General features: G+C 74.3%; 16 protein-coding genes and 1 pseudogene. 5 read left to right on the forward strand and 12 right to left on the reverse strand.

The window, feature by feature from the left end; all coding sequences use genetic code 11:
- The 6 genes from JXZ78_RS22300 to JXZ78_RS22325 all read right to left on the reverse strand — a co-directional run bounded on the left by JXZ78_RS22300 (position 1) and on the right by JXZ78_RS22325 (position 8,706).
- Positions 1-3,948, reverse strand: coding sequence for a lipopolysaccharide biosynthesis protein (locus JXZ78_RS22300; protein WP_372498435.1), 3,948 nt, complete (start codon positions 3,946-3,948; stop codon positions 1-3).
- The gene (locus tag JXZ78_RS22305) at positions 3,941-4,753 is read right to left on the reverse strand and encodes a polysaccharide deacetylase family protein (RefSeq protein ID WP_030023770.1); all 813 of its coding nucleotides are present in this window, start codon (positions 4,751-4,753) and stop codon (positions 3,941-3,943) included. The genes JXZ78_RS22300 and JXZ78_RS22305 overlap by 8 nt, the downstream gene beginning before the upstream one ends.
- Positions 4,750-5,889, reverse strand: a complete 1,140-nt coding sequence (locus tag JXZ78_RS22310) for a glycosyltransferase family 2 protein (RefSeq protein ID WP_078624598.1) — start codon at positions 5,887-5,889, stop codon at positions 4,750-4,752. Before JXZ78_RS22310 ends, JXZ78_RS22305 begins: the two co-directional genes overlap by 4 nt.
- Positions 5,886-6,701 carry a glycosyltransferase family 2 protein gene (locus JXZ78_RS22315; protein WP_030023773.1) on the reverse strand — a complete coding sequence of 272 codons (816 nt, stop codon included), beginning with the start codon at positions 6,699-6,701 and terminating at the stop codon, positions 5,886-5,888. Before JXZ78_RS22315 ends, JXZ78_RS22310 begins: the two co-directional genes overlap by 4 nt.
- A gap of 387 nt (positions 6,702-7,088) precedes the next feature.
- Positions 7,089-8,186 (reverse strand): GNAT family N-acetyltransferase, encoded by a 1,098-nt coding sequence (locus tag JXZ78_RS22320; RefSeq protein ID WP_030023775.1) that lies wholly within the window; start codon positions 8,184-8,186, stop codon positions 7,089-7,091.
- 1 nt (position 8,187) lies between these two features.
- Positions 8,188-8,706 carry a hypothetical protein gene (locus tag JXZ78_RS22325; protein ID WP_238783295.1) on the reverse strand — a complete coding sequence of 173 codons (519 nt, stop codon included), beginning with the start codon at positions 8,704-8,706 and terminating at the stop codon, positions 8,188-8,190.
- 363 nt (positions 8,707-9,069) lie between these two features.
- Here JXZ78_RS22325 and JXZ78_RS22330 point away from each other — a divergent pair, with 363 nt between their 5' ends.
- On the forward strand, positions 9,070-9,873 hold the full coding sequence (locus JXZ78_RS22330) for an SGNH/GDSL hydrolase family protein (RefSeq protein WP_030023777.1): 804 nt from the start codon (positions 9,070-9,072) through the stop codon (positions 9,871-9,873).
- Between the two features lie 81 nt (positions 9,874-9,954).
- Here JXZ78_RS22330 and JXZ78_RS22335 read toward each other — a convergent pair whose 3' ends face one another.
- Genes JXZ78_RS22335 through JXZ78_RS22350 form a run of 4 tightly spaced genes read right to left on the reverse strand, consistent with a single transcriptional unit; the run spans position 9,955 to position 15,978 of the window.
- Complete coding sequence (locus JXZ78_RS22335; protein ID WP_238783296.1) at positions 9,955-11,463, reverse strand: serine/threonine-protein kinase; 1,509 nt, start codon at positions 11,461-11,463, stop codon at positions 9,955-9,957.
- Between the two features lie 44 nt (positions 11,464-11,507).
- On the reverse strand, positions 11,508-13,025 hold the full coding sequence (locus tag JXZ78_RS22340) for a nickel transporter (protein WP_030023780.1): 1,518 nt from the start codon (positions 13,023-13,025) through the stop codon (positions 11,508-11,510).
- Positions 13,022-14,341, reverse strand: a complete 1,320-nt coding sequence (locus JXZ78_RS22345; RefSeq protein ID WP_238783297.1) for a tetratricopeptide repeat protein — start codon at positions 14,339-14,341, stop codon at positions 13,022-13,024. Before JXZ78_RS22345 ends, JXZ78_RS22340 begins: the two co-directional genes overlap by 4 nt.
- A 23-nt stretch (positions 14,342-14,364) precedes the next feature.
- Positions 14,365-15,978, reverse strand: a complete 1,614-nt coding sequence (locus JXZ78_RS22350; RefSeq protein ID WP_030023783.1) for a DUF4331 domain-containing protein — start codon at positions 15,976-15,978, stop codon at positions 14,365-14,367.
- Between the two features lie 202 nt (positions 15,979-16,180).
- On the opposite strand from JXZ78_RS22350, the pseudogene sigK reads away from it, so the two are divergent.
- The 3 genes and pseudogenes from sigK to JXZ78_RS22365 all read left to right on the forward strand — a co-directional run bounded on the left by sigK (position 16,181) and on the right by JXZ78_RS22365 (position 18,041).
- Positions 16,181-16,781, forward strand: a pseudogene (gene sigK, locus JXZ78_RS22355) (ECF RNA polymerase sigma factor SigK).
- Positions 16,778-17,638: an anti-sigma factor gene (locus tag JXZ78_RS22360; protein WP_078624600.1), complete on the forward strand. Its 861-nt coding sequence runs from the start codon at positions 16,778-16,780 to the stop codon at positions 17,636-17,638. Before sigK ends, JXZ78_RS22360 begins: the two are co-directional and overlap by 4 nt.
- A gap of 133 nt (positions 17,639-17,771) precedes the next feature.
- Positions 17,772-18,041 (forward strand): hypothetical protein, encoded by a 270-nt coding sequence (locus tag JXZ78_RS22365; protein ID WP_033039582.1) that lies wholly within the window; start codon positions 17,772-17,774, stop codon positions 18,039-18,041.
- 31 nt (positions 18,042-18,072) lie between these two features.
- Here JXZ78_RS22365 and JXZ78_RS22370 read toward each other — a convergent pair whose 3' ends face one another.
- On the reverse strand, positions 18,073-19,278 hold the full coding sequence (locus JXZ78_RS22370; RefSeq protein WP_030023787.1) for a CaiB/BaiF CoA transferase family protein: 1,206 nt from the start codon (positions 19,276-19,278) through the stop codon (positions 18,073-18,075).
- A gap of 71 nt (positions 19,279-19,349) precedes the next feature.
- On the reverse strand, positions 19,350-20,624 hold the full coding sequence (locus JXZ78_RS22375; protein ID WP_030023788.1) for a type ISP restriction/modification enzyme: 1,275 nt from the start codon (positions 20,622-20,624) through the stop codon (positions 19,350-19,352).
- Positions 20,625-20,837: 213 nt separating this feature from the next.
- On the opposite strand from JXZ78_RS22375, the gene JXZ78_RS22380 reads away from it, so the two are divergent.
- Positions 20,838-22,199: an MFS transporter gene (locus JXZ78_RS22380; RefSeq protein ID WP_238783298.1), complete on the forward strand. Its 1,362-nt coding sequence runs from the start codon at positions 20,838-20,840 to the stop codon at positions 22,197-22,199.
- Positions 22,200-22,207: the final 8 nt, after the last annotated feature.

The raw sequence follows: 22,207 nt of genomic DNA on the forward strand, positions 1-22,207 counted from the left end.
TCACGACATCGTCACGAACCGCTGGACGAGAGCGACCAGGAACACCAGCAGCAGCGGCAGGGTGAACCAGAAGGAACTCTGCATCCACCGCAGCTTGCGCACGCTCGGCGGCAGCGCCACCCGCACCACCTCGCGGGCCCCGAGCAGCAGGATCAGCGCGCCGGCGGCCAGCGCGCCGACGACCGACCACGACGTCCACGTGACGCGCGGTCCGGCCGGGCCGGGGTCCGGCTCGTCCACCGGGCCCGGCTGCTGCTGCTTGAGTTCGTACAGCGCCGCGTGCTCGTTGCTCAGCACGCGGCGCAGTTCCGGGCGCTGGTCCAGGGCGGTACGCAGCCGCTGCTCCCAGGTGGCGGCGTAGCCCGAGCCCAGGCGCAGCGACTCCGCCTGCGCGCGGTTGACCATGAAGTAGGAGTGCGGCCCGGCGTCGCGCAGCGCGTCGACGACCGAGTCGGTGAGCACCGGGTCCCGCGGGGCGAGGACGGGGACGTACCGCACCCGTTCCATGTCCTTGGCGCCCCACGGTATGGCCGGGGTGACGTCGTTGACCGTGTCGTTGGACGGCCAGAGCAGCCGTGCCGTGGGCCGGTCGTGCGCGTAGACGTAGTCCATCGCGGCGACCTCGCCCGGCCGGACGCGCTCGAACGGCTCGTTGCCCCAGCGCGCCACCAGGAAGCCGGTCATCAGCACCACGCCGGTCAGCAGGGCGGCGAGCGGGCCCAGGCCGCGGCGGGTGCCGGCGGCGCGCGGGAACAGCGCGAGCGCGCCGAGGACGCAGGCGCCGGGCAGCGCGAACATGAACACCCGCAGCGCCATCTCGCCGCCGTAGGACTGCATCCCGAAGGCGAGGAACGGTACGAAGGTCAGCACCAGCAGCGACCGTTCGGAGAATCCGGCGGCGCGCCGCCGCAGCACGCCCCAGCAGGCCAGCGCCAGCACCCCGCCGGCCAGCGCCACCCGTGCGTACAGCACCAGTTTGTGGGTGGTGTCGCCGGTGCCGATCCGGCCGGTGACGGACGAGGAGACATTTCCGCCGATGCCGCCCACACCGCCGAACAGCTCGTCGAAGTGCCCGGACCAGTACGGCTCGGCGAGGAAGCCGATCCAGACCACGACCACCACGCCGAACAGCAGCGGCAGCCCGTACAGGGACGTCCGGCGCACCAGCACCAGGAAGGTCAGCACACCCAGCATCACGAACGGCGTGAGCTGGTGGCCCGCCACGGACGCCGTGAACAGCAGGGCCAGCACGGCCAGCAGCGCGACCCGCTGTCCCCGCCCGGCGGGCGCGACCTCCGCCTCGCCGGGCCAGCGCTTGCCGCGCAGCACCCGCGGATCGCGGAACCACACCAGTAGGACCGCCGCGAAGACCAGATACAGCAGATACGTGAAGCCCTGCGGGGAGAAGTAGTCCTGGCCGACCCAGCCGCACAGCGCGAACAGCCACGCCGCGCTCCACTTCGCGCGCCAACCCGCCCGTACGGACTTCAGCAGCAGGAACACCGGAGCCAGATAGAGCAGTTGGATGGTCAGCGGCCACCAGCGCAGCACCTGGGTGAAGTCCGTGACGCCGCACGCCTCGGCGAGGAACTGGGCTGCCGCGAAGAAGCCGGGCCAGCTCCAGCGCGCGTCCAGGTCCGGTACGGCGGTGCCGGTCCGGTCGATGTAGTCCAGGAAGCCCAGGTGCTGCCAGGCCGTCGGGAAGCGCGGCTCGGCCTCCAGGACGGCGGGCAGCGCGTGCAGGGCCACCACGGTCAGGATCAGCACGGCCGCCAGCAGGGCACGCCGCGGCCGGGACAGCCACAGGGCCGAGGCGAAGGCCAGCACGAGCAGGACGGCGCCCAGCAGGGTCGCCGTGGGCAGCACGCTGATCAGACCGAGCCCGCCCATCCGGTCCAGGTCCGCGTCGTTCATGCCGCGCAGCGGCAGCCAGAACAGCGCGAGGGCGGCGCTCAGCAGCGCCCAGACGCCGAGGTCGGGGCGGTCGGACAGCCGGGCCGTGAGGCGGGTGCCGAGCGGGCCGGGGGCTGTGAGCCTGGCCTTCAGGAGGGCGGGCGCGGTGCGCCGGGGGCCGGAGGGTGCGGCGGGGGCCGGGGGGGCGGGGACGCCCGGGGCCGGGCCGGAGCGGTCCGGCGGCGCGTCGTCCGCCGTAGGCGCCGCGGCGGGTTCCGCCCGGAACATCTTCGTGGGCGCGGCGGGCACGACAGGCCCGGTGGCCACCGGCCGCTCCGTACCGCCGCCCCGACCGGCACCACTGTCCCCGCCTAGCCCACTGTCCCCGCCGACCCCGCCGTTCCCACCGTCCTGCGCCCAGGACGGTGCCGGCGGCCGGACGTCCGGCCGGCGTTCCATGTGGTCGAAGTCCACGTGCAGCCCCAGCGGCACCGTGTCCACGTCCCGCAGCGCCCGCTGCGCCCAGCTGGGCCGGTGCGGCACCGCGCCGTCCGTGCCGTCCGCCGCCTCCCGCGCGCGGTCCGGCCCCGGCGGTACGGCGGTGTCCGGGCCGGGCGCCCGCGCGTCCCCGAGGTCGCCGTTGACCGCCAGGTCCGCCAGGTCCCCGTCCGGCGCCAGCCCTTCGGCGGGCGCCCGTGTCAGCGGCGCGGAGGGGTGCCCCTTGAGGATGCGGTACAGCTTGACGGACGCGATCGAGACGATCACCGCCAGGCTGGAGATCTCCGCGACACCCGCGCCGGTCAGCCCCATCCGCGGCAGCAGCAGCACCGTCAGGCCGAGCACCAGGAGGCACAGCAGGCCCTGCATGTACGCCAGTCCGGACGTACGGCTCTGGGCGCGCAGCACCGCGAAGTAGACCTCCATCACCACGCGCAGCGCGGCGCCCACCGCGAACCAGCGCAGCAGCGGGGTGGCGGCGTCCGCGTACCCCTGGCCGAAGACGGCGAGGATGTACGGCGCGCACACGAAGAGGAAGAGACAGACCGGGATCATGATCCGGGCCATCCGGCGCAGCGCGGCCCGGGTGTTCTCGGCCAGCCGCGCCGGGTCGTGCGAGCCCTCCACGGTCAGCGAGGCGCCCATGTTGATGGCGAGCAGGTTGACCGTGCCGCCGATGGTGGTCGTGATGTAGAAGTACGCGTTGTCGGCGGAGCTGACCTGGGAGGCGACCAGCACCGGCACCAGGTAGACGACGGCCAGCGAGAAGAGCGAGCCCGTGTAGTCGCCGGCCAGGAAGCGGCCCATCTCGCGCAGGGACGGTGGCCGGGCGGTGCGTGCGGTGGCCTTCACGTGCCGGGGCACCAGCCGCCGGAACACCAGCCAGCCCAGCGGCAGCACGGACACCCCGATGGCGGCGACCCACGAGACGAAGACGCCCGCCGTCGGGATCGCCACGGCGAACGCGATCAGCAGCCCCAGCTTGACCGTCGAGAAGACCAGGTTGCCGACCGGCACCCACAGCGCGCTGCGCAGCCCGGTCAGCACCCCGTCCTGGAGGGTCAGCACCGACCAGGCGATCACCGCGACGACGAACCCGAGCCCGTGGATCGGCCCGTGCAGGAAGCGGTACGAGGGCCCCCACAGGTTCAGGGTGAGCAGGAAGACGGTGGCGGCGAGCGCGACGACCACCGAACTGCCCAGGTACGTACGGAGGACCAGCCGCCCGGTGGCCCGGCCCGCGATCGGGATGTAGCGGGCCAGCGCGCCGGTCAGCGTCAGCGAGGTCAGCCCCGCCAGCAGCTTCATCGCGGCGATGGCCGCCGAGCCCTGGCCGACCGCGGACTCCGTGTAGTACCGGGCCGCGACCAGCCAGAATCCCAGACCGAGCAGCCCGGAGATGCCGGTGTTCAGCATCAGCGCGTAGGCGTTGCGGAACAGCTGGCTGCCCCCGCCGCCCTTCCCGCCGGGCCCCAGGCCGCCGAACAGGCGTCGCCGCCCGCCCCCGGCCGGTTCCCGTTCCGTGTGCCGCTCGGTCCGGGTGGTCGTGTCAGACACGGCTTCCGTGCACCTTCCCCACTGCCTTGGCCGCCTGACGGGCCCTGCGGACCACGGCGTATCCCTTGGTGAGCGCCCGCTCCCGGGCGAAGTACCGGCCGACGGCCCGGCCCTCCACCAGCCGCGCGAACTCCTCGGCGGCGGTGTCGCGCCGTACCGTGAGCCGGGTCAGCGCGTACGGGCCCTGACAGCGGCCCGCCAGGGCGTTGTTCACCGCCAGCGACTGCCGGAAGCCCGCGCCGCGCACCGCCCGCCGCACCCGCCGGCTGGAATGGCCGTAGGGGTAGGCGAACGACACCGGGGGAGTGCCCAGTTCGTCCGCGACGAGGTGCTTGCAGCGGGTGACCTCGAACCACAGGCGGTCGTCGGACATCTGGTCCAGCTGCGGGTGGGTGTGGCTGTGGCCGCCGATCTCCACCCCGGCGGCGGCCAGTTCGCGCGTCTGGTCCCAGTCCAGCATGGTGTCCAGGGCGCCCCCGGTGTCGTACGGGCCGCGCAGCCAGCCGGTCGAGACGAACAGGGTGGCCGCGAACCCGTACCGGGACAGCGCGGGCAGGGCGTGCCGGTGCACGCCCTCGTAGCCGTCGTCGAAGGTGATGAGCACCGGCCGCTCGGGCAGCGGCCGGCCGCCCCGCCACGCCGCCCCCAGCTGTGCCGTGGTCAGCGGGGTGAAGCCGCGGTCGTCCAGTACGGCCATCTGCTCGGCGAACGCCCGCGGCGTCACGGACAGGTCCAGCGCGGCGGGCGAGGGCGCGTGCGCGATCGCGTGGTACATCAGGATCGGTACCGTGCACGGTGTGGTCATGCCACCGCCCCCTCGTCGCCCGGGGCCGCGGACCCGCCGCCCGCCCGGGAGGCCGCGGGGGCCGTCGCCCCGTCCGGTTCGTGCGGGCCCGCGGGTTCCCGGGCCGTACCTCCCGTCCGGTCGTCCGGCACGGGTACCACCACGAAGCCGCTGTCACCCACCGTCCGCCGGTCGCGCCGCGCCCGCAGGCTGCCGAGCGCGTAGCCGAACGCGGTGGCGGACACCCCCGCGACGATCGCGCCCGCCCGGCCGGCCCCGCCGGGCCGCCGCAGCAGCGCGTCGCGCACACCGCGCGCGACGCCCGCCGGGAGCACCCGGGTCGCGTAGCGCCGTTCCGTCGACAGCCCTTCCCTGGCGCCCACGCTGCGCGTCACCAGCGCCTTGGACAGGCCCTCCGCGTACGTACGGGAACGGAAGTACGCGAAGCGCTCCCGGCCCGCCGGCACCCGGTGGTGGATCACCGACCGGTCGTCGACCAGCAGCACCGCGTCCGGCACGGCGCGGGCCAGCCGGATGCACAGCTCGGTCTCCTCGCAGCCCAGCGGCCGCTTCCCGGCGTCCCGGCCGATGCCGGTGGCGAACCCGCCGGCGGTCTCGAACGCCTCCCGCCGGAAAGAGGCGTTGCCGCCCAGGACGTTGCGGACGCGGACGGTGTGCGGGCCGCCGGCGCCGGTGGGGAACAGCCCCCGGTACGCGCAGCCCACCACCCAGTCGAACTCCTCGGGGAACCAGGCCGGCCGGCGCCCGGAGGCCCACACCGGCTCGGTCCGGCCGCCGACGGCCAGCACCCGCGGATCGGCGTACCCCTCGGCGAAGTGCAGCAGCCAGTCGCGTTCGGCCACCGCGTCGTCGTCCAGGAAGGCGATCACCTCGCCGGTGGACTCCGCGACGCCGGTGTTGCGCCCGGCGGACAGGCCGCGCGGCCCGGCGTTGGCCAGTACGCGTACCGGGCCGCCCGGCCCGGGTGACGCGAAACGTTCCCTCAGCCGGTCCAGCAGGGCCGGATTGTGGTCGACCACGAGCAGCAGCTCATGGGCCGGGTGGGACTGCTCGTGCACCGAGGCCACCGCGGCGAGGATGTCGTCCCAGCGGTCCTCGGTGTACGCGCAGACGACCACGGAGACGCGGACGCTCAAGACGCCTCTCCCGTGATCATGGCCGGGCGGGCGGGGCGCTTGCGGCGGGTGCTGCGCTCGCGCAGTATCACCTTCAGCACCCGGAAACCGTCCCGCACGGCCCGCAGGTTGCTCACGCCGTGGATGCGGTTGTACTCGTGGCTGGGGATCTCCTGCACCTTCAGCCCGGCCTTGACCACGCGGATGTTCATCAGCGTCTCGACCTCGAACCCGTTGCAGTCCAGGGCGATCCGGTCCAGGCAGTGGCGCCAGAAGGCGTTGTAGCCGTAGCACAGGTCGGTGTAGCGGGCGCCGAACTTGGCGTTGACCACGGTGGTCAGCACCCGGTTGCCCAGCTTGCGCACCGGCGTCATGTCGTCGGTGCCGCCGCCGTTGGCGAACCGCGAGCCCTTGGCGAAGTCCGCGCCCCCCACCAGCGCGGAGACATAGCTGACGATCTCGGCGCCGTCCGCCGAGCCGTCCGCGTCGACCATCACGATGATGTCGCCGGTGCACGCGGCGAACCCGCTGATCAGGGCGTCCCCCTTGCCCTTGCCGCGCTGTTCGACGACCGTGACGTCGGGCCGCAGTTCGCGCGCGACCGCCACCGTGTCGTCGGTGGAATTCCCGTCCACCAGGACGACTTCGTGTATCCACTCCGGAAGTGTCTTGAAGACGTACGGGAGATTCTCCGCCTCGTTCATCGCGGGTATCACGACACTGACCGGCGGAGCTATGGCCAGGTGCGAGGAAACGGGGCGGTATTGCCCCTCCGTGCGCACCGGCGTCAACGGCTTCGGATCCGTTTCCGCGGAGTGGAGAAATGAACTCATGAGTCTTTTTCCCTCTCGTCCGGTGGACCGCCCACCCCCGGGCGGCCCGGATGGGTATCCGGTTCGAAAGGGGGGTTCACACCCCGTTCACGACGGCAAAGATCTTTTCGCCGGATGAACAGGGTGAGCTGGCATGTGTGTTTCCGGCCGCGCGGCACGTGTCCCGATGATCGGCGTGGTTCTCGGCATGTGAAGATCGGACACGGCACCCCCCTACCGCGCCCCGCCCCGGGCCCTGTCGCGGCGCCTGAGCCCTCCCCTGGTGCCGCCTTGCACGACGTGCCGGTGCGGGTGGTGTACGACGGTATTGATGACTGGGACTCTATGGCAATACCTTCACCTCGTATCCCGTTCCGGGTCATTGGCGGATATGGAGCGGTCCATTGATCAGCCGCGCGACCGGATTCGGCCCATCCGTTTGAGGAGACGATCAGCCGGCTCGAACAATTCCGGCCGGGACACCACCGTGTTGCGCAAAGCCCGCACCGGGACGCGGTGTGCGCGATGGCACAGCGCGACCGGATGGCGGTGCCGTGACACCCATCCTTCGGAAACGGTCAGTTCACGCGTCTTGAGACAGTCCTTGTACTGTTTTTCACCGCGCCCCAGATCGACGTAGGAGATCCCTTCGGCGGCGGCCCCCTCGGCCATGCGCAGATGCAGCACCAGGCCGGGCGAGAACTTCGCGTACGCCGGGTCGTACGCGGGGAACCAGCAGGACAGCACCCGCTCGGAACGGATGCCGAAGTGCGCGGCGACCGGCGTGTCGCCCGCGTAGAGCACCGACAGCAGGCCGGCGAAGGATGCGGTACGGGTGTGGAAGAGCTGGTCGACGAGCTGGACGATCCAGGGGTGGGCGAAGCGGTCGCTCCGTCCCGTCCTGCGGTACTGCGCCGACTTCCAGTCGAGCAGCCGGCGCAGCACGGCCGGGTCCCGTTCGTCGTGCACGTACCGCACCGGGCCGAACTCCCGGCCCAGTTTGCGCTCCTTGGTCCGGGTCCGGCGGGTGAACTTGGGGGAGTTCTCCAGCAGCCATGCCAGGTACGCCTCGTACCCCCGGTCCAGGTCGATGACGGGGGAGGCGAAGCTGTGCACCGGCACCGTCTCGAACGGCTTCTGGCCCTCCACCAGGTGGTCGAACTCCAGCACCGACAGCCCGCAGGCCTGGAGCAGTTCGCGGGCGTCCCACTGGAAGCCGGGCCGGTGCACCAGGCCCTGGGCGTCGGAGACGCCCAGCCCGATCGCCCGCCCGACACCCAGCGCCGAGCGCTGGAAGGGCAGGAACGCGGCCGGTTCGCCGTCCTCCCGGATCACCGCGATGCGCACCCCGCGCCGGCAGCGGCCGACGGCGAGGGCGAACTCGGGTGCGAGGAAAGGATTGGCCAGCTGGGGGGTGCCCAGCAGATGGGCCTGCGACTGCACCGTGCTCCACGCCGCCCGGTCGGTGCCGTTGAGTTCACCGGGGCGGTACACGCTGATGTCCACGTCAGTTCGTCCGACTTCCCCGTCCACGGGCGCCGCTGTGCCGGCGCCGCACGCTGACCCCTAGGAACACGATGCCGCTGAGCACGGCGACGGCCACCACCCCGCCCCGCGCCGACCAGATGTGCAGCGCGAGCATGGCCTGGGCCACCAGCAGGTCCACCGCGACGGCCGCCGCCCCCGCGACGACGGACCTGCTCAGCGGGTCGAGGCGCCCCAGTGTGGTGGCGACGGCCGCGGCGGGCGCCAGCACCAGGAAGAAGAGGGTGCAGGGCGCGCGCAACGGCGAGGCGATGTCGGCGAGCGCCAGGAAGGCGCCCACGCCTCCCACCGCCACGGCCGCCCCGGCCAGTACGGGTGCCGAGTCGGCGCGCAGCCGCCCGCCGCCCCGGCCGTCCGCGCCCGGCTCCGGACCGCCCGGCTCCGGGCCTCCCGGACCGTCGTCTCCCGGACCGCCGTACGCGGGCCCGTCGGCGGCTCTGCCGCCGTCCGGTGTGTTGCCGTTGATGGTCTTGATGTGCATGGGCAGCTTTGCCCCCCAGAACCGCCTGATGCCGGGCTTCAATGTCGCGCAGCGGGCGCGCGGGCGTCAAGACGCGAAGAAGGTGTGAACGGGCCATGTCCTGCGCGTGGTCGGGCACTTGACGCCACGTGGCGGAGAAGGGGCGCCGGGCGCCGGAGGCGGAACCGGCCCGATCGCCGCGGTGACGGGTTCCGGCGCACCGGTGCGCCTGTCGGAATGTGGGTATGTCATATACGCGTCATTCCGATGCCGTGACACGTCCACCGGGATCACCCGTGATCGTGAGAATGCGTGTCAACACTTCCCGTACCGGACGGGCCCTGCTACATCAGGGATGGCAGAGATCCTGCTCAGGGAGGTTCCATGAGACTGTCCCGACGCGCGGCGACGGCGTCCGCGTTCCTCGTCACCACGGCGCTCGCGCTCTCCGGCGCGAGCGCCGCCGTGTCCGCACCCCGCCCCAAGGCCGTCGACTACGTGGCCCTCGGCGACTCCTACTCCTCGGGCGTGGGGGCGGGCGGCTACGACAGCGGCAGCGGCTCCTGCAAGCGCAGCACCAAGGCGTACCCGGCCCTGTGGGCCGCCGCCCACCGACCCGCTTCCTACCACTTCACGGCCTGTTCCGGCGCCCGCACGGGAGATGTGCTGGCCAAGCAGCTGGCCCCGCTCACCTCCGGCACGGACCTGGTGAGCATCACCATCGGCGGCAACGACGCGGGCTTCGCCGACACCATGACCACCTGCGCCCTCCAGGGCGAGACCGCCTGCCTGAACCGCGTCGCCACGGCACGCGCCTACGTCAAACAGACGCTGCCCGGAAAGCTGGACCAGGTCTACGACGCCATCGACGGCAAGGCGCCCGCCGCCCGGGTCGTCGTCCTCGGCTACCCCCGCTTCTACAAACTCGGCGGCTGCTCCGTCGGCCTCTCGGAAAAGTCCCGCGCGGCGATCAACGCCGCCGCCGACGACATCAACGCCGTCACCGCCAAGCGCGCCGCCGACCACGGCTTCACCTTCGCGGACGTCAACAAGACCTTCGCCGGGCACGAGATCTGCTCCTCGGCCCCCTGGCTGCACAGCGTGACCCTGCCCGTGGAGAACTCCTACCACCCCACCGCCAATGGCCAGTCCAAGGGCTACCTGCCCGTCTTCGGCTCCGCCGCCTGACCCCGTCCCACCCCCCTCAGGAGAAGTCCCGCCCGCCGGGTGGGGCTTCTTCCCTGTCCGGGGAGCCAGGACCCGTTTTCGCTAGGTCTGCGGGCCGCTGCCGTCGCCCGTGCCGGTCGCTCCGCCGTACGGCCCGCCGTCCGTGGTCCCGCCCGTGGCCGAGCTTGAGGAGGTCGTGGGAGCCGACGTGGTCGGCGCGGTGGTGGTGGGGTGCCCGGTCGACGGCGGCCGCCCGGTCGTACGGGGAGGGGTGGTGGGGTAGGTGTGGCCGGGCGAAGCGGTGCCGGGGCCCGTACGGCCGGGAGTGGTGGCGGCCGGGGGAGTCGTGGCGGACGACGTGCCGCCGGAAGCCGACTGCCCCGGAGAAGCCCCGCCGCCCGTGCCACCGCCTCCGCCGCCGCCGGTGCTCCCTCCGGAGCCGCCGCCCGTCGTACTGCCCGGTGTACGGGCCGGCGTGCCGCCGTCGTCCAGCAGCGCGTACGCCACTCCGCCCGCCGCCAGCAGGGCGAGCAGCGCCCCCGCCACCAGCACCCGGACCGAGCGCCGCCGGCGCCGCTCGGCCTCCTGGCCGACCGCGGTCGTCGTCGTGGTGTCCCCGCCCGGCGTTCCGGTCGGCGGGCCCGGCACCGGCGTCGGCGTCGCGGGCCCGTACCCGTACCCGGCGGCCGCGTGATCGGAAGTGACCGTCGGCGGCTGACCGGGCGGCACCACGACCGTGGGCGTCGCGCCGCCGGCCGCCACCGCCTCCAGCATCCCCTGCGCCTCGGCCGCGTCCAGGCGCTCCCGCGGCTCCTTGCGCAGCAGCCCTTCCAGTACGGGCGCCAGCGGACCCGCACGGCGGGGCGGCGGCAACTCCTCGTCGACCACCGCGCGCAGGGTGGTCAGCGGGGTGTCCTGGCGGAACGGCGAATGCCCCTCCACCGCCGCGTACAGCGTCACACCCAGCGACCACAGGTCCGATTCCGGGCCCGCCTGCCGGCCCAGCGCCCGCTCCGGCGCCAGGAACTCCGGTGACCCCACCAGCTCGCCGGTCAGCGTCAGCGCGGCGGAGCCCGCCACGCGCGCGATGCCGAAGTCGGTCAGTACCACCCGGCCGTCGTTGGACAGCAGGACGTTGCCCGGCTTCACGTCCCGGTGCAGCACGCCCGCCGTGTGCGCGACCCGCAGCGCGGCCAGTACCTGAGCCCCGATGCCCGCGGCCCGGGCGGGCGTCATCGGGCCCTCCGCGTCCAGGGCCTCGGCCAGCGACAGCCCGCGCACCAGCTCCATGACGATCCACGGCCGCCCGCCCTCGGACACCACGTCGAAGACGGTCACCACGTTGCGGTGCGCGATGCGGGCCGCGGCCCGGCCCTCCCGCTCCAGCCGCGTGTACAGCAACTCCTCCTCGCGGCCCGTCAGGTCGCGCGGCGCCCGTACCTCCTTGACGGCCACCTCGCGGGCCAGCACCTCGTCCCGGGCCCGCCACACCACACCCATACCGCCCCGGCCCAACTGGTCGACCAGCCGGTAGCGCCCCGCCAGCAGCCGTCCGCCGTCCCCGCCGCCCAGCGGGCCGCCGGTTCCCGCACTGCCAGGACCCTCGCTCATGGACGAGCCCCCCTCGCGAAAGAGCGATGCGGTGGAAACGTACCTCAACCCAGCGTGGTTGCCGCCCCCTTGAGCAACAATCCGCAGCCGAGCAGCAGGACGATGCCGGCGGTACCGACGGGAGCCAGCCGGTGCGCGGCGGACAGCAGCCGCGCACCGGCCCCCCGCCCGGCGGCCCGCCGGCCGCCGAGCCGCAGCGTCAGCCGGACGGCGAACAGCCCGGCCGCGGCCAGCGTCGCGGCCAGCCCCGCACCGTACGCGACGACCAGCAGGAACCCGAACCACGCCTGGCCGAGCGCCGCGGCGCCGACCAGGACCACCACGGCGGAGGGACTCGGCACCAGCCCGCCGGCGAGCCCCAGCAGGACGATGCCGCGCAGGCCGGGGCGGGTGGGGTGGTGGTGGCCGTGAGTGTGCTGATGGCCGTGTTCGTGCCCGTGCCCGTGGTGTTGCCCGTGCTCCTGTTCATGGCTGTGGTCGTGGAAGTGCGGGCCCCCGTACCGCCGCAGCCGCAGGGCCCGGCGCAGCAGTACGGCCCCCGCCCCCGCCACCAGCGCCCCGCTGGCCACCCCGAGCCACGCCACCACGGAGGGCGCGGCGGCCGACCCCGCCGCGATCAGCGCCCCCAGCGCGAAGACCCCGAGGGTGTGCGTCACGGTCACCGACAGGCCCAGCGCCAGCACGTCCCGCCGCGAACTCCGCCCGCCCGCCGCCGCTGCCGCGGCCATCATGGTCTTGCCGTGCCCCGGCGCGAGCGCGTGCAGCGCGCCGAGTGCCAGGGCCGCGCCGAGCGCCAGGGCCGCGAAGGCGGGGGTCAGTTCGTGACGGGCGACGAGTCCGGTCAGCGCCTGCGCCCAGCGGTCCGCGCCCCGCGGCAGGACGGACGCGGCGGGCGGGGCGGCGGTCGGTGCGCCGTCCGCCTCGGACAGCGCCGGTCCGCCCGGTACGGCTCGTACGGATGCCGAGCGGCGGTCGGGCGGCGACACCAGTACCTCCTGCGGGTACGCGGTCAGCCGTCGGGAGGCCGACGCCGTGGGCACGTCGGACGCGGTGAGCCGGGCCCGGTCGCCCCGGGCCGTGATCTCCCGCCAGCCGGGCGCGCCGTCGCCCTCCGCCGCGCGGAACCACAGCGCGGCCCGCCCGTCGGCTGGCAGCCGGGCCGCCAGCCGGCACTCCAGGCGCAGCGTCGGCAGGCCCGCCTGGCCGGGCCGGGTCACTGCCCTGGCATCCGTGGACCGCAGCGGCTCCCGGCGGCCGTCCACGGTCAGCCCGCTGCCGCGCGCCGCCGTCGCGCACCGCTCCCGGGCCCAGCCCGCCCGTTCGGCGCGGCTCAGCGTCCCGTTCCCGTCCTTGTCGATACGAGGCTTCTGCTGGGCGGCCGGGACCTCCGCAAGGTCCTCGACATGGTCCACGCGCAGCGCGCCGGGCCGGACGACCAGCCCGTCGTACTGGCTGACGGTGAAGTTGCCCAGCGGATGCGCATGCGCGGACCCGGCCGGTACGAGCAGCAGCAGGACGGCCGCGAGCGCCACGGCCAGCAGGGCGCCTGCCCGCCGGGTCACCGTCCGGTCCCCAGAGCGGCGAGTGCGGACCGGGCCGCGGTCGCGCCGGTGGGCGAGAAGCCGGGGTCCAGGCGCAGGGCGGCGGACAGGTCGCGGCGGGCGTCGGCGGCCCGGCCGAGCGCGCGCTCGATCATGCCGCGGTGGTAGAGGAACGCCGCGTCCCGGAAGCCTGGCGCGGCGGCGTGCTCGGCGTAGGGGAGGGCTGCCCGGTCCTGACCGGTCCGGTGCAGGGCCCAGGCCAGGCTGTCGGCGGTGTGCACGGTCTGGCGGCGGGCCCACTCGGCGCGTGCCGCGCGCAGGGCGGCGTGCCGGTCACCGTGGTCGGCTTCGATCAGGGCGGTTTCCAGGTCGACGGCCACACCGTTGGCGTGCGCGAGGTCCACCCAGGTCCCGGCCAGGGTGTACTGGCGCTGAGCGGCGGCCCGTTCGCCGCGCGCTTCGTAGACCTCGCCGAGCGCGGCCAGGGGGGCCGGCAACGGGTAGCGGCGTACCACTTTGCGCAGTTCGCGGGCCGCCGTGCCCAGTTGGCCGCGCGCTGCGTAGGTGCGCGCCCGGCCTTCCAAGGCGGGCAGATGCCCCGGGACGGCGCGCAGCGCAGCCCCGTAATGCCGCAGAGCTTGCGCGTACTGGCCCTGCCCACGCGCCAGGTTGCCGAGGGCCGTGGCGACGTACGCGATGTCGTCGGGTTGCCCGGCGGAGCGCAGCGCCAGGTCCAGCACCTTCCGGGCGCCGTCGGCGTCGCCGTGCAGCTCCCGCACGTACGCGAGCCGGGTGAAGGCCGGGAGGCCGGGGCGCACCGCGTCGGCGTGCCGCGCCGCCGCGAGCGCCGCGTCGTAGCGGCCCAGCTCGACCAGCGCGTCCACGCGGACCGCCAGCGCCCGCTCGCTGTACGGATTGACCGCGAGCGCGGCGTCCGCGTCCCGCAGCGCGGCACGGAAGTCGTGCCGCGCGGCGGCCAGCGCGCCCCGCCCCGCCAGCCCGGCGTCGTTACCTTGCGGGCGCAGCGCCAGCGAGCGGCCGAGGGCACGTTCGGCCAGCGGGTAGCGGGTCGGATCGCCGGTCGTCCGGGCCTGCTCGACGTAGGCGGCGCCGAGCTGTGCCCAGCCGCGCCAGTCCCCGGGCCGCGCACGCAACTGCGCCTGGAGGGCGGTCATGGCGCCGGCCGTCGTGCCGCGGCCCACGGGGACGTCGGACGACGGCGGCGCGGGCACGAGGGCAGGTGCCCGGCCGCCGTCATCGCCCAGCGCGAGCCCGCCGACGGTGATCCCGCACGCGAGGAGCACGGTCCCGACGGCGCTGGCCAGCCGGCCGCGCACGCTCCTGGGCGCCTTGGGGTGTTTCAACGTCCGGCCCCCGACCGCCGGTTGGCGCGCAGCCACAGCAGCCCGACGCCGACGAGCACCAGTCCGGCGGCGCCCGCCGAAGCCGACGCGATCAGCACGGTGTCGTCGTCACCGGTACCGCTGTCCTGCGGCCGCAGGCCGGTCTGGAGGCGGGCGGACTGGCTGGTCGAGCCCTGGCCGCTCCCGCTCCCGTCCGTGCTGTCGCCGCCGCTCTTCTCGGCCAGCGGCCCTTCGGAGCCGGAGGTGGGCAGTGCCAGGTACGGGAAGGTCTTCCCGAAGGCCCGGTCGTTGGCGTCGACCGCGTCCCCCAGGTCGTTCTTCTGCCCGACCAGCTCGCCCTCGACGACCTGGAGCGAGATGTCCACGACGTCGTCGGTGAGCCGCCGGCCGTTCGGGTAGCCCGCGTTGTCCCCGTCCAGCACGCCGAGGCGCTCGGGCTGGTCGGTGGGCCGGATGGAGGTGTTCAGCCGCAGCGCCTCGGCGGGGCGCACGCCGGGCGGCTGGTTGAGCTTGGGCACGCCGGTCAGGAACGCCTGGATCAGGTCCTTGCGGGGCAGCGCCGGTGCCTTGATCCCGTAGATCTTCTCGATCAGCCGGGCCAGCTCGGGGTCGGTGACGTACTTCAGGAACTGCGCGTCGTTCCACGGCGCCGACGCGTTGAAGCGGTCCTTGTCCTTGAGCGGGACGACCAGTTCGTTGACGAGCGGGTTGCCCATCCGGGACACCTGGGACCAGCCGCCGGAGGCGTTCTTGCGCTGGGTGGTGGACCAGACGCCGATCACCGGCTGCGCGGCGGACTGCCGCAGGGTGCTCGTCGGCACCTGGAGGGCGACGGACTGCACGTTGTAGCCCGCGAGGGTGTCCCGGCCGACCTCCGAGAGGTCACCGCCGTACAGCAGGTCGAAGGCGCGCAGGTCCAGGAAGAACGGGTCGTCCGCCTGGCCCGCGAAGGACTTCGCGCCGCCTGCGACCGGGCGTACCGCCTGGTCCCGCAGCTTCTGGTAGTCCGGCATGGACGCCTTGCCGACGTTGGAGGGCGCGGCGATCAGGTTGTCCGCGACCTTCGTGCTGGAGACGACCTTCTGGTCCTTCAGCCGCAGCAGGTCGATGTCGTACGTCTGGTAGAAGTTCAGGTCCTTGTCGTCGAGGGACGTGACCTGGCCGGTGTTGTAGAGGAACGTGTCACCGCTGCGGTAGTTGTCCTTGAACGTCCAGCGGTAGATCAGGTCGCCCTGCCCGTCCCCGTCGCTGTCCACGTGCACGTCGTACTGGGCATCGGTGGCGAACTTGTAGAAGTTCGGGCCGCCGGCCGGCTCCGCGAAGGGCCACCAGTTCACCGTCAGCGTGGTGGTGTCCGGCTTGTCGGGGCTCTGGTAGGCGTACACGTCCGTGGTGTCGTACTCGGGCTGCCCGGAGATCTGCGGCGCCTCCCGGTGGCTGGCGGCCTGCGCCGAGCGGAGCGAGAGCGGCCCCGCAGCCGCGCCGGCGATGCCCGCGGTGGCCAGCGAGCCGCACGCCAGTACGGCGACGGTCCGGCGGCTCGTGCGCCTGCCCTTCTTCCCGGGCTTCCCCGGCCTGGTTTCCTGCGCGTCCCGCGTGGTGGCGGTCATCGCCTCGGTCCTCCCCCTCGAACGGGCCGGACGGGCCGGCCTGGCCGCACCGGTACGGCGGCGCTTCTGCCGTACCGGTGCTCGGCGGCTATTCGGGGCCGCGCGCCGTCCGGATGGGTACGGATTTCCCGCGGCCCGCGATACCGGGGCCCGCCGGACCGGTCCGCCGCGCGTCTCGCCCCGAATCCACCCCGGCGGGACAATGACCGGTCGGCAGGGGAACGGGGTGAGCCGCGTGGACTCCAGAACGGGTGCGGGGCGCGGCGCCGAGGTGCTGCTGCCCCTGATCGCGCGGGGTGACCACGGCGCTTTCGAAGAGCTGTACGACCTGGTGTCGCCCCCCGGTCTTCGGCATGGCCCGGCGGGTGCTGCGGGACACCGCCCAGGCCGAGGAGGTGACGCAGGAGGTGCTGCTGGAGATCTGGCGGCGGGCCGGGCGCTACGACCCGGGGCGCGGCAGCGCGCTGTCGTGGATCCTCACCCTCGCCCACCGCCGGGCGGTGGACCGGGTGCGGTCGGCGCGGGCCGCGAACGAGCGCGAGGAACGGGCCGCGCGGCGGGGCGCGGTGACCGTCTTCGACGAGGTGGCCGAGGAGGTCGAGGGCGCCTTCGAGCGGGAGTGGGTACGCCGGTGCCTGGAGCGGCTCACCGCCTTGCAGCGGCAGTCGGTCACGCTGGTGTACTACGACGGCTACACGCACCGGGAGGCGGCGCGTCGGCTGGCCGTACCGCTCGGCACGGTCAAGTCCCGGCTGCGGGACGGGCTGGCGCGGCTGCGGGACTGCCTGGCGGGTGCCGTATGAGCCGCCGCCCGCCGTACGCGGCCCTCCGGGAGGCGTGGCGCGCCGGGTGGCGGGGCGCGCACGCCCTGGCCGCCCCGTACGCCCTCGACGCCCTCGGCGCGCGCGAACGCCGCCGCTTCGAGCGGCACTTGCGCCGCTGCCCGGACTGCGCGGCCGAACTGCGCGTCCTCACCGAGGACGCCACCTGGCTCGCCCGCGCCGCCGCCCGCCCCGCACCCGGGGAACTGCGCACCCGGGTGCTGGCGGCCGCCCTCGCCACCCCGCAGGAGGCCGTCACGGAATCGGAATCCGTCCCTCCGGATTCCGGGCGTAGGGCGCGTGCGGCGGAGACCGGCGCCGGCACGGCGCGCGCCCGCCCGCGCCTGTCCGCCCGGTTCGGCCCGCGCGTCGCCGCTGCGGTCACCGCGCTGAGCCTCGTCGTCAGCGCGCTGCTCGCCCTCCAGCTCGCCCGTACGGACACCGAACTGGACCGGCAGCGCGCGGTGACCCAGGCCGTGAACGCCGTCCTGGCCGCGCCGGACGCGCTGGCCGTCTCCGGCCGCCCGATCGGCGGGCGGTCACTGAGCGCGGTCGAGTCGGTCACCATGAACCAGGCCGTGGTGAACGCCGCGGGACTGCCCCCGCCGCCCGACGGGTACGCGTACCAGCTGTGGCGGATGCGCGACGGCCTCGCCACCGCCCGCCCGGCCGCGATGCTGCCGTACGACCGCGGGTCCCGCACCGCGGGCCCCGCCGTCGTACGTGATCTTCGGCACGGCGGCGCCGGACGGGCGGACCGGCTGGCGGTCACGCTGGAGCCGGCCGGTGGCTCCGCCAGGCCCACGACCTCGGTACTCATCCAACTCGCCCTCGGTTGACAGTGATCCGTAAGGTGGCGTCAACGTCGGTGTGCGGGAGGTGAATACCGGTGACCGGGCCGCGCGCGTGTCGCGGGAGAGAGATAGGGTTACCCTGCCCGGGCCGGGTGCCCTCGTACGGGTGGGGAGTGTCATGGAACAGATAACAATGCGCAGCAGGCCACGAGTGCCTGCCATTAGTTGCGGGAGCGGCGCGTCCAGCGCGCGGCTCGACCGCCATCTCGCGGTGCTGGGCGGACCCGCCGTCCCGCACCGGGAGACGGAGGGCGCGACATCGTTGATGCAGGAGCTCACTGCTCGTGATCACCGGCGCAGCAGGACGAGCCGCGGCGCCAGGGTGTCGCTGTTCGCACCGCTGCGCAGGCTGCGTCGGTCGCTCTTCGGCGGCCACGGCCACGGCTGAGGTCCGTCCGGACGACACCGTTCCCGGTCCCTCAGGCGACCACACCGTCCCGGCGCAGCGCTGCTATCCGCTCGCTCGTCAGACCCAGAGCGCTCAGCAGCGCGTCGGTGTGTTCGCCGAGGGCCGGGACGTCCCCCATCACCGGCCCCGCACTCCCGGGCAGCGTGACCGGCGGCAGCAGCGCACGCAGCGGCCCCGCCGGTGAGCCCACCTCCCGCCAGCGGTCCCGCGCCGCGAACTGCGGATGCCCGGCCAGCTCCGCCACCCCGTTCAGCCGCGCGCAGGCGATCCCCGCCGCCTCCAGCCGCCGTACGGCCTCCTCGATGCCCATCCCGGCCAGCACCTCGCCCACCACACCGTCCGTGGTGTCCCGGTTGGCGACGCGTGCCACATTCGTCGCGAACGCCGGGTCCTCGGCCAGTCCGGGCCGCTCCAGCACCTGCCGCGCCAGCCGCTGCCACTCCCGGTCGTTCTGCACGGACACCAGCACCGGCTGCCCGTCCGCCGTCGGATAGGCGTTGTACGGCGCGATGACGGCGTGCGCGACCCCCGTGCGCGCGGGGGGTGTACCCCCGTACATCCCGAAGTACAGGGGATGCCCCAGCCACTCGGCCAGCGCGTCCAGCAGCGCCACCTCCACCGGGCCGCCGCGCCCGGTCGTGCCGCGGCGCAGCAGCGCGGCCAGGACACCCGAGAACGTGTACATCGCCGCCGCGATGTCCGCCGCCGGTATCCCGGCCTTCGCGGGCTCCTCCGGCGTCCCGGTCAGCGAGACGAGACCGGCCTCGCACTGCACGAGCATGTCGTAGGCCCGCTTGTGCGCGTACGGGCCGTCGGGGCCGTAGCCGGAGATGTCGACGGCGACCAGCCGCGGGTGCCGGGCGCACAGCGCTGCCGCGTCGAGCCCGAGCCGGGCGGCCGCGCCCTGCGCCAGGTTCTGCACGAACACGTCGGCGACGGTGATCAGTTGTTCCAGCAGCGCGCGTCCGCGCGGGTCCTTGAGGTCCAGCGCCAGGGACTCCTTGCCGCGGTTCGCCCACACGAAGTGCGAGGCCAGACCGCGTACGGAGGTGTCGTAGGAACGGGCGAAGTCGCCGCCGTCCGGCCGCTCGACCTTGATCACCCGGGCGCCGAGGTCGGCGAGCTGCCGGGTCGCGAACGGCGCGGCCACGGCCTGTTCGACGGCGACGACGGTGATGTCCTCCAGGGGCGGCGGCTGTGGCGCGGTGTGGTCCATGGTCGGAGCACCTACCCGCCGTCGCGCGCCGGGCAACGCGCCGGGCCGCACGGTCGCGTCACAGCAGCGTGTCACAACAGGGCGAACTGCCCCTCCGGGCCCTCCTCGTGGTGATCCAGTACGGAGGCCGGGCGGCGGGCAGCGGCAGGCGGCGGCAGCACCCCGGCCGCGCGCAGCTCGGACGCCTCGACGCGCGGTCCGTCCGCCGTCCGCCGGTGCACGTCCTCCAGCGCCGGGCGCAGTTCGGCCGCCAGCGCCAGCACCGTGATCAGCTCCAGCAGTTCGGTGGTCCACTCCTGGGGCCAGGCGGCGGGGCGTACCGCTTCCAGGCTGCCCGGCTCGGCCACCGAGGACGTACGGCGCTCGAACCACGCCTCCAGTACGGGCACGCCGCCCGCCTCCGCCTCCCAGGCCGGCCGCGGCACGGGGGAGACCCGGCCGGGCCCGAGGAGCAGCGCCTCCTCGTCCGGCAGGTAGGAGATGCCGTCGGGCAGTCCGCGGGCGGGCAGCGGAGCCCGTACGTAGGGCCGCCGGCCGCCGGGCATCCGAGGACGGTCACCGGCGCGCGCCCCGTACGCCGTGCCGTCACCCCGTGCGCCCCTCGTCTGGAGCCACAGCAGCCGCTTGCCCAACCCGACCCCGTCCTCCCACACCCCGGCGTCGGCGGTCAGCGGCACGACGGCACCGGACGGCGTGGACCGGGCGCTCGCCACCGTCCAGGCAAGCACCTCGGCGGCGCCCACCGGCCGGTCCAGCCGCCGGGCCAGCAGCTCCGCCAGCCCGGGCGCCAGGTTCGGCTCGCAGCCGCCGGGCCGCCGGTAGAGCGGCCGGATGCGGCCGGGACGCCCGGCCGGTGACCGGCCGTCCGGCAGCAGCGCGGAGGCGACCAGCGCGGGCCCTTCCGTCTGCGGCACGTGCCCCAGCTCCACCACGAAGACCTGCCGCCCGTCCGCGACCCGCCACAGCTCCGGCCGGGCGCTGTCGATCAGCCGGTGGTCGGGCAGCAGCCACTGCTGGTCGTACGGGCCGTGCAGGACGCGCACCGGCTCGGGGCACGGCCCGCCGGTGTGCGCGAGCCGTCCGGTGGGCGTGGTCTGGCCGGGCAGCTGGGGCACGGCCGTGCGCAGCGTACGGGCGCGGCTGGGCCGGAACAGCCGCTCGCGCGCCGCGTCGTCCCCGGCCGCGTGCAGCGCCGCCCAGCGGGCCCGGAGCGAGGCGGCGTCCGGGGCCATGACCCAGCCGCGGCCGAGCCGCAGCGGCGCCGCCGACCAGGGCATCAGGTCGTCGAGCCGGGGCGCCGCCGCGAGCCTGCCGCCGCCGCTCCCCGTGGCCTGTGTCACCGTCACGCGGTCGCCCTCCCTGGACCTGCAATGCGCTCGGTTCGCTGGGGGCATCGTAACGGCGGCGGCCGGAGGCGGTCTTTTGCGAGTGATCACCGAGGGGTACGGTCCAGGCCGTACGCCGTGCCGCGGTGCGCCCGTGCGGCGGAACGCCGTACGCCGCAGGCCCGGTCGTCAGAGCCTGGGCCCGTGCCGCCGCCGTCCGCCGGGAGGAGCGCCATGACCGCCACGCAGCTCACCGGGGCGCGGGCGGGAGCCCGGCTGGACCGGCTGCCGCCGTCCCGCTGGCACCGCCGCCTCACCTTCACCGTCGGCATCGGTGCCTTCTTCGACCTCTACGAGATCTTCCTCGGCGGGGTGCTGGCCGCGGTGCTCGCCGAGCGCTGGCACCTGGACCACACGGCCAGGTCCTGGGTGATCGCCGCCGGGTTCCTCGGCATGTTCGTGGGCGCCAATGTGCTGTCGGTGCTCGCGGACCGCTTCGGACGACGCCGGATGTTCCTGGTCAATCTGGGCGCGTACTCCCTGTGTTCGCTGCTCTGCGCCTTCGCGCCGAACGCCGAGTGGCTGATCGCCCTGCGCTTCCTGGCCGGGCTCGGCCTCGGCGCGGAGCTCGTCCTGGTGGACACCTACCTCGCCGAGTTCCTGCCGCGCGCGGTCCGCGGCCGCTACATCGCCTGGGCGTACACCTTCGGCTTCCTCGGTGTGCCGGTGGCCGCCTTCGTCGGCGCGCGCCTGGTGGCCACGCGTGAACTGTTCGGCGTCGAGGGCTGGCGCTGGCTGCTGGTGGCGGGCGCCCTGGGCGCGGCGTTCATCCAGCTCATGCGCGCCCGGCTGCCCGAGTCGCCGCGCTGGCTGGCCGTGCACGGCCGTGCGGAGGAGGCCGCGCGGATCGTCACGGACATCGAGGAGCGCGTCGCGCGGGAGACCGGCGAGACCCTGCCGTCGGTCGCGGTGGAGGCGGAGGTGCCGCAGCGCCGCGTCCCGCTGGGCGAGATGTTCCGCGGCGACCACGGGCGGCGCACCCTCATGTGGTGGCTCTTCCAGGTGCTCCAGACCGTCGGCTACTACGGCTTCGGCTCGCTGGCGCCGGTCGTGCTGACCGCCAAGGGCCACACCGTCACCGCGTCGCTGAGCTACGCCGCACTCAGTTTCTGCGGCTATCCGATCGGTTCGGCCCTGTCCGTGCCGCTGATCGACCGGATCGAGCGCAAAACGCTGATCATCGCCGCCGCGCTGGGCATGGCCGGGTGCGGCCTGGCCTTCGGCTTCGCCGACGCGGGGTGGCTGATCGTGAGCGCCGGCTTCGCGCTGACCGTGTGCAGCAACGTCTTCTCCAACGCCTTCCACGTCTACCAGACCGAGATCTTCCCCACCGGCCTGCGCAGCAGCGCCATCGGCATCGCCTACTCGCTGTCCCGGCTCACCTCGGTGATCCTGCCGTTCGTCGCGCTGACCGTGCTGGCGGACCTCGGGCCCGGCGCCGTCTTCACCGGCTCGGCGGTACTGATGGTGCTGCTGTGCCTGGATGTGGCGCTGCTGGGGCCGCGCAGTACGGGACGCAGCCTGGAGCGGATCTGAGGTTCTGA

Origin of the sequence: Streptomyces monomycini, assembly GCF_022271435.1 — a bacterium.
In the GTDB taxonomy this organism is placed as follows: domain Bacteria; phylum Actinomycetota; class Actinomycetes; order Streptomycetales; family Streptomycetaceae; genus Streptomyces; species Streptomyces monomycini.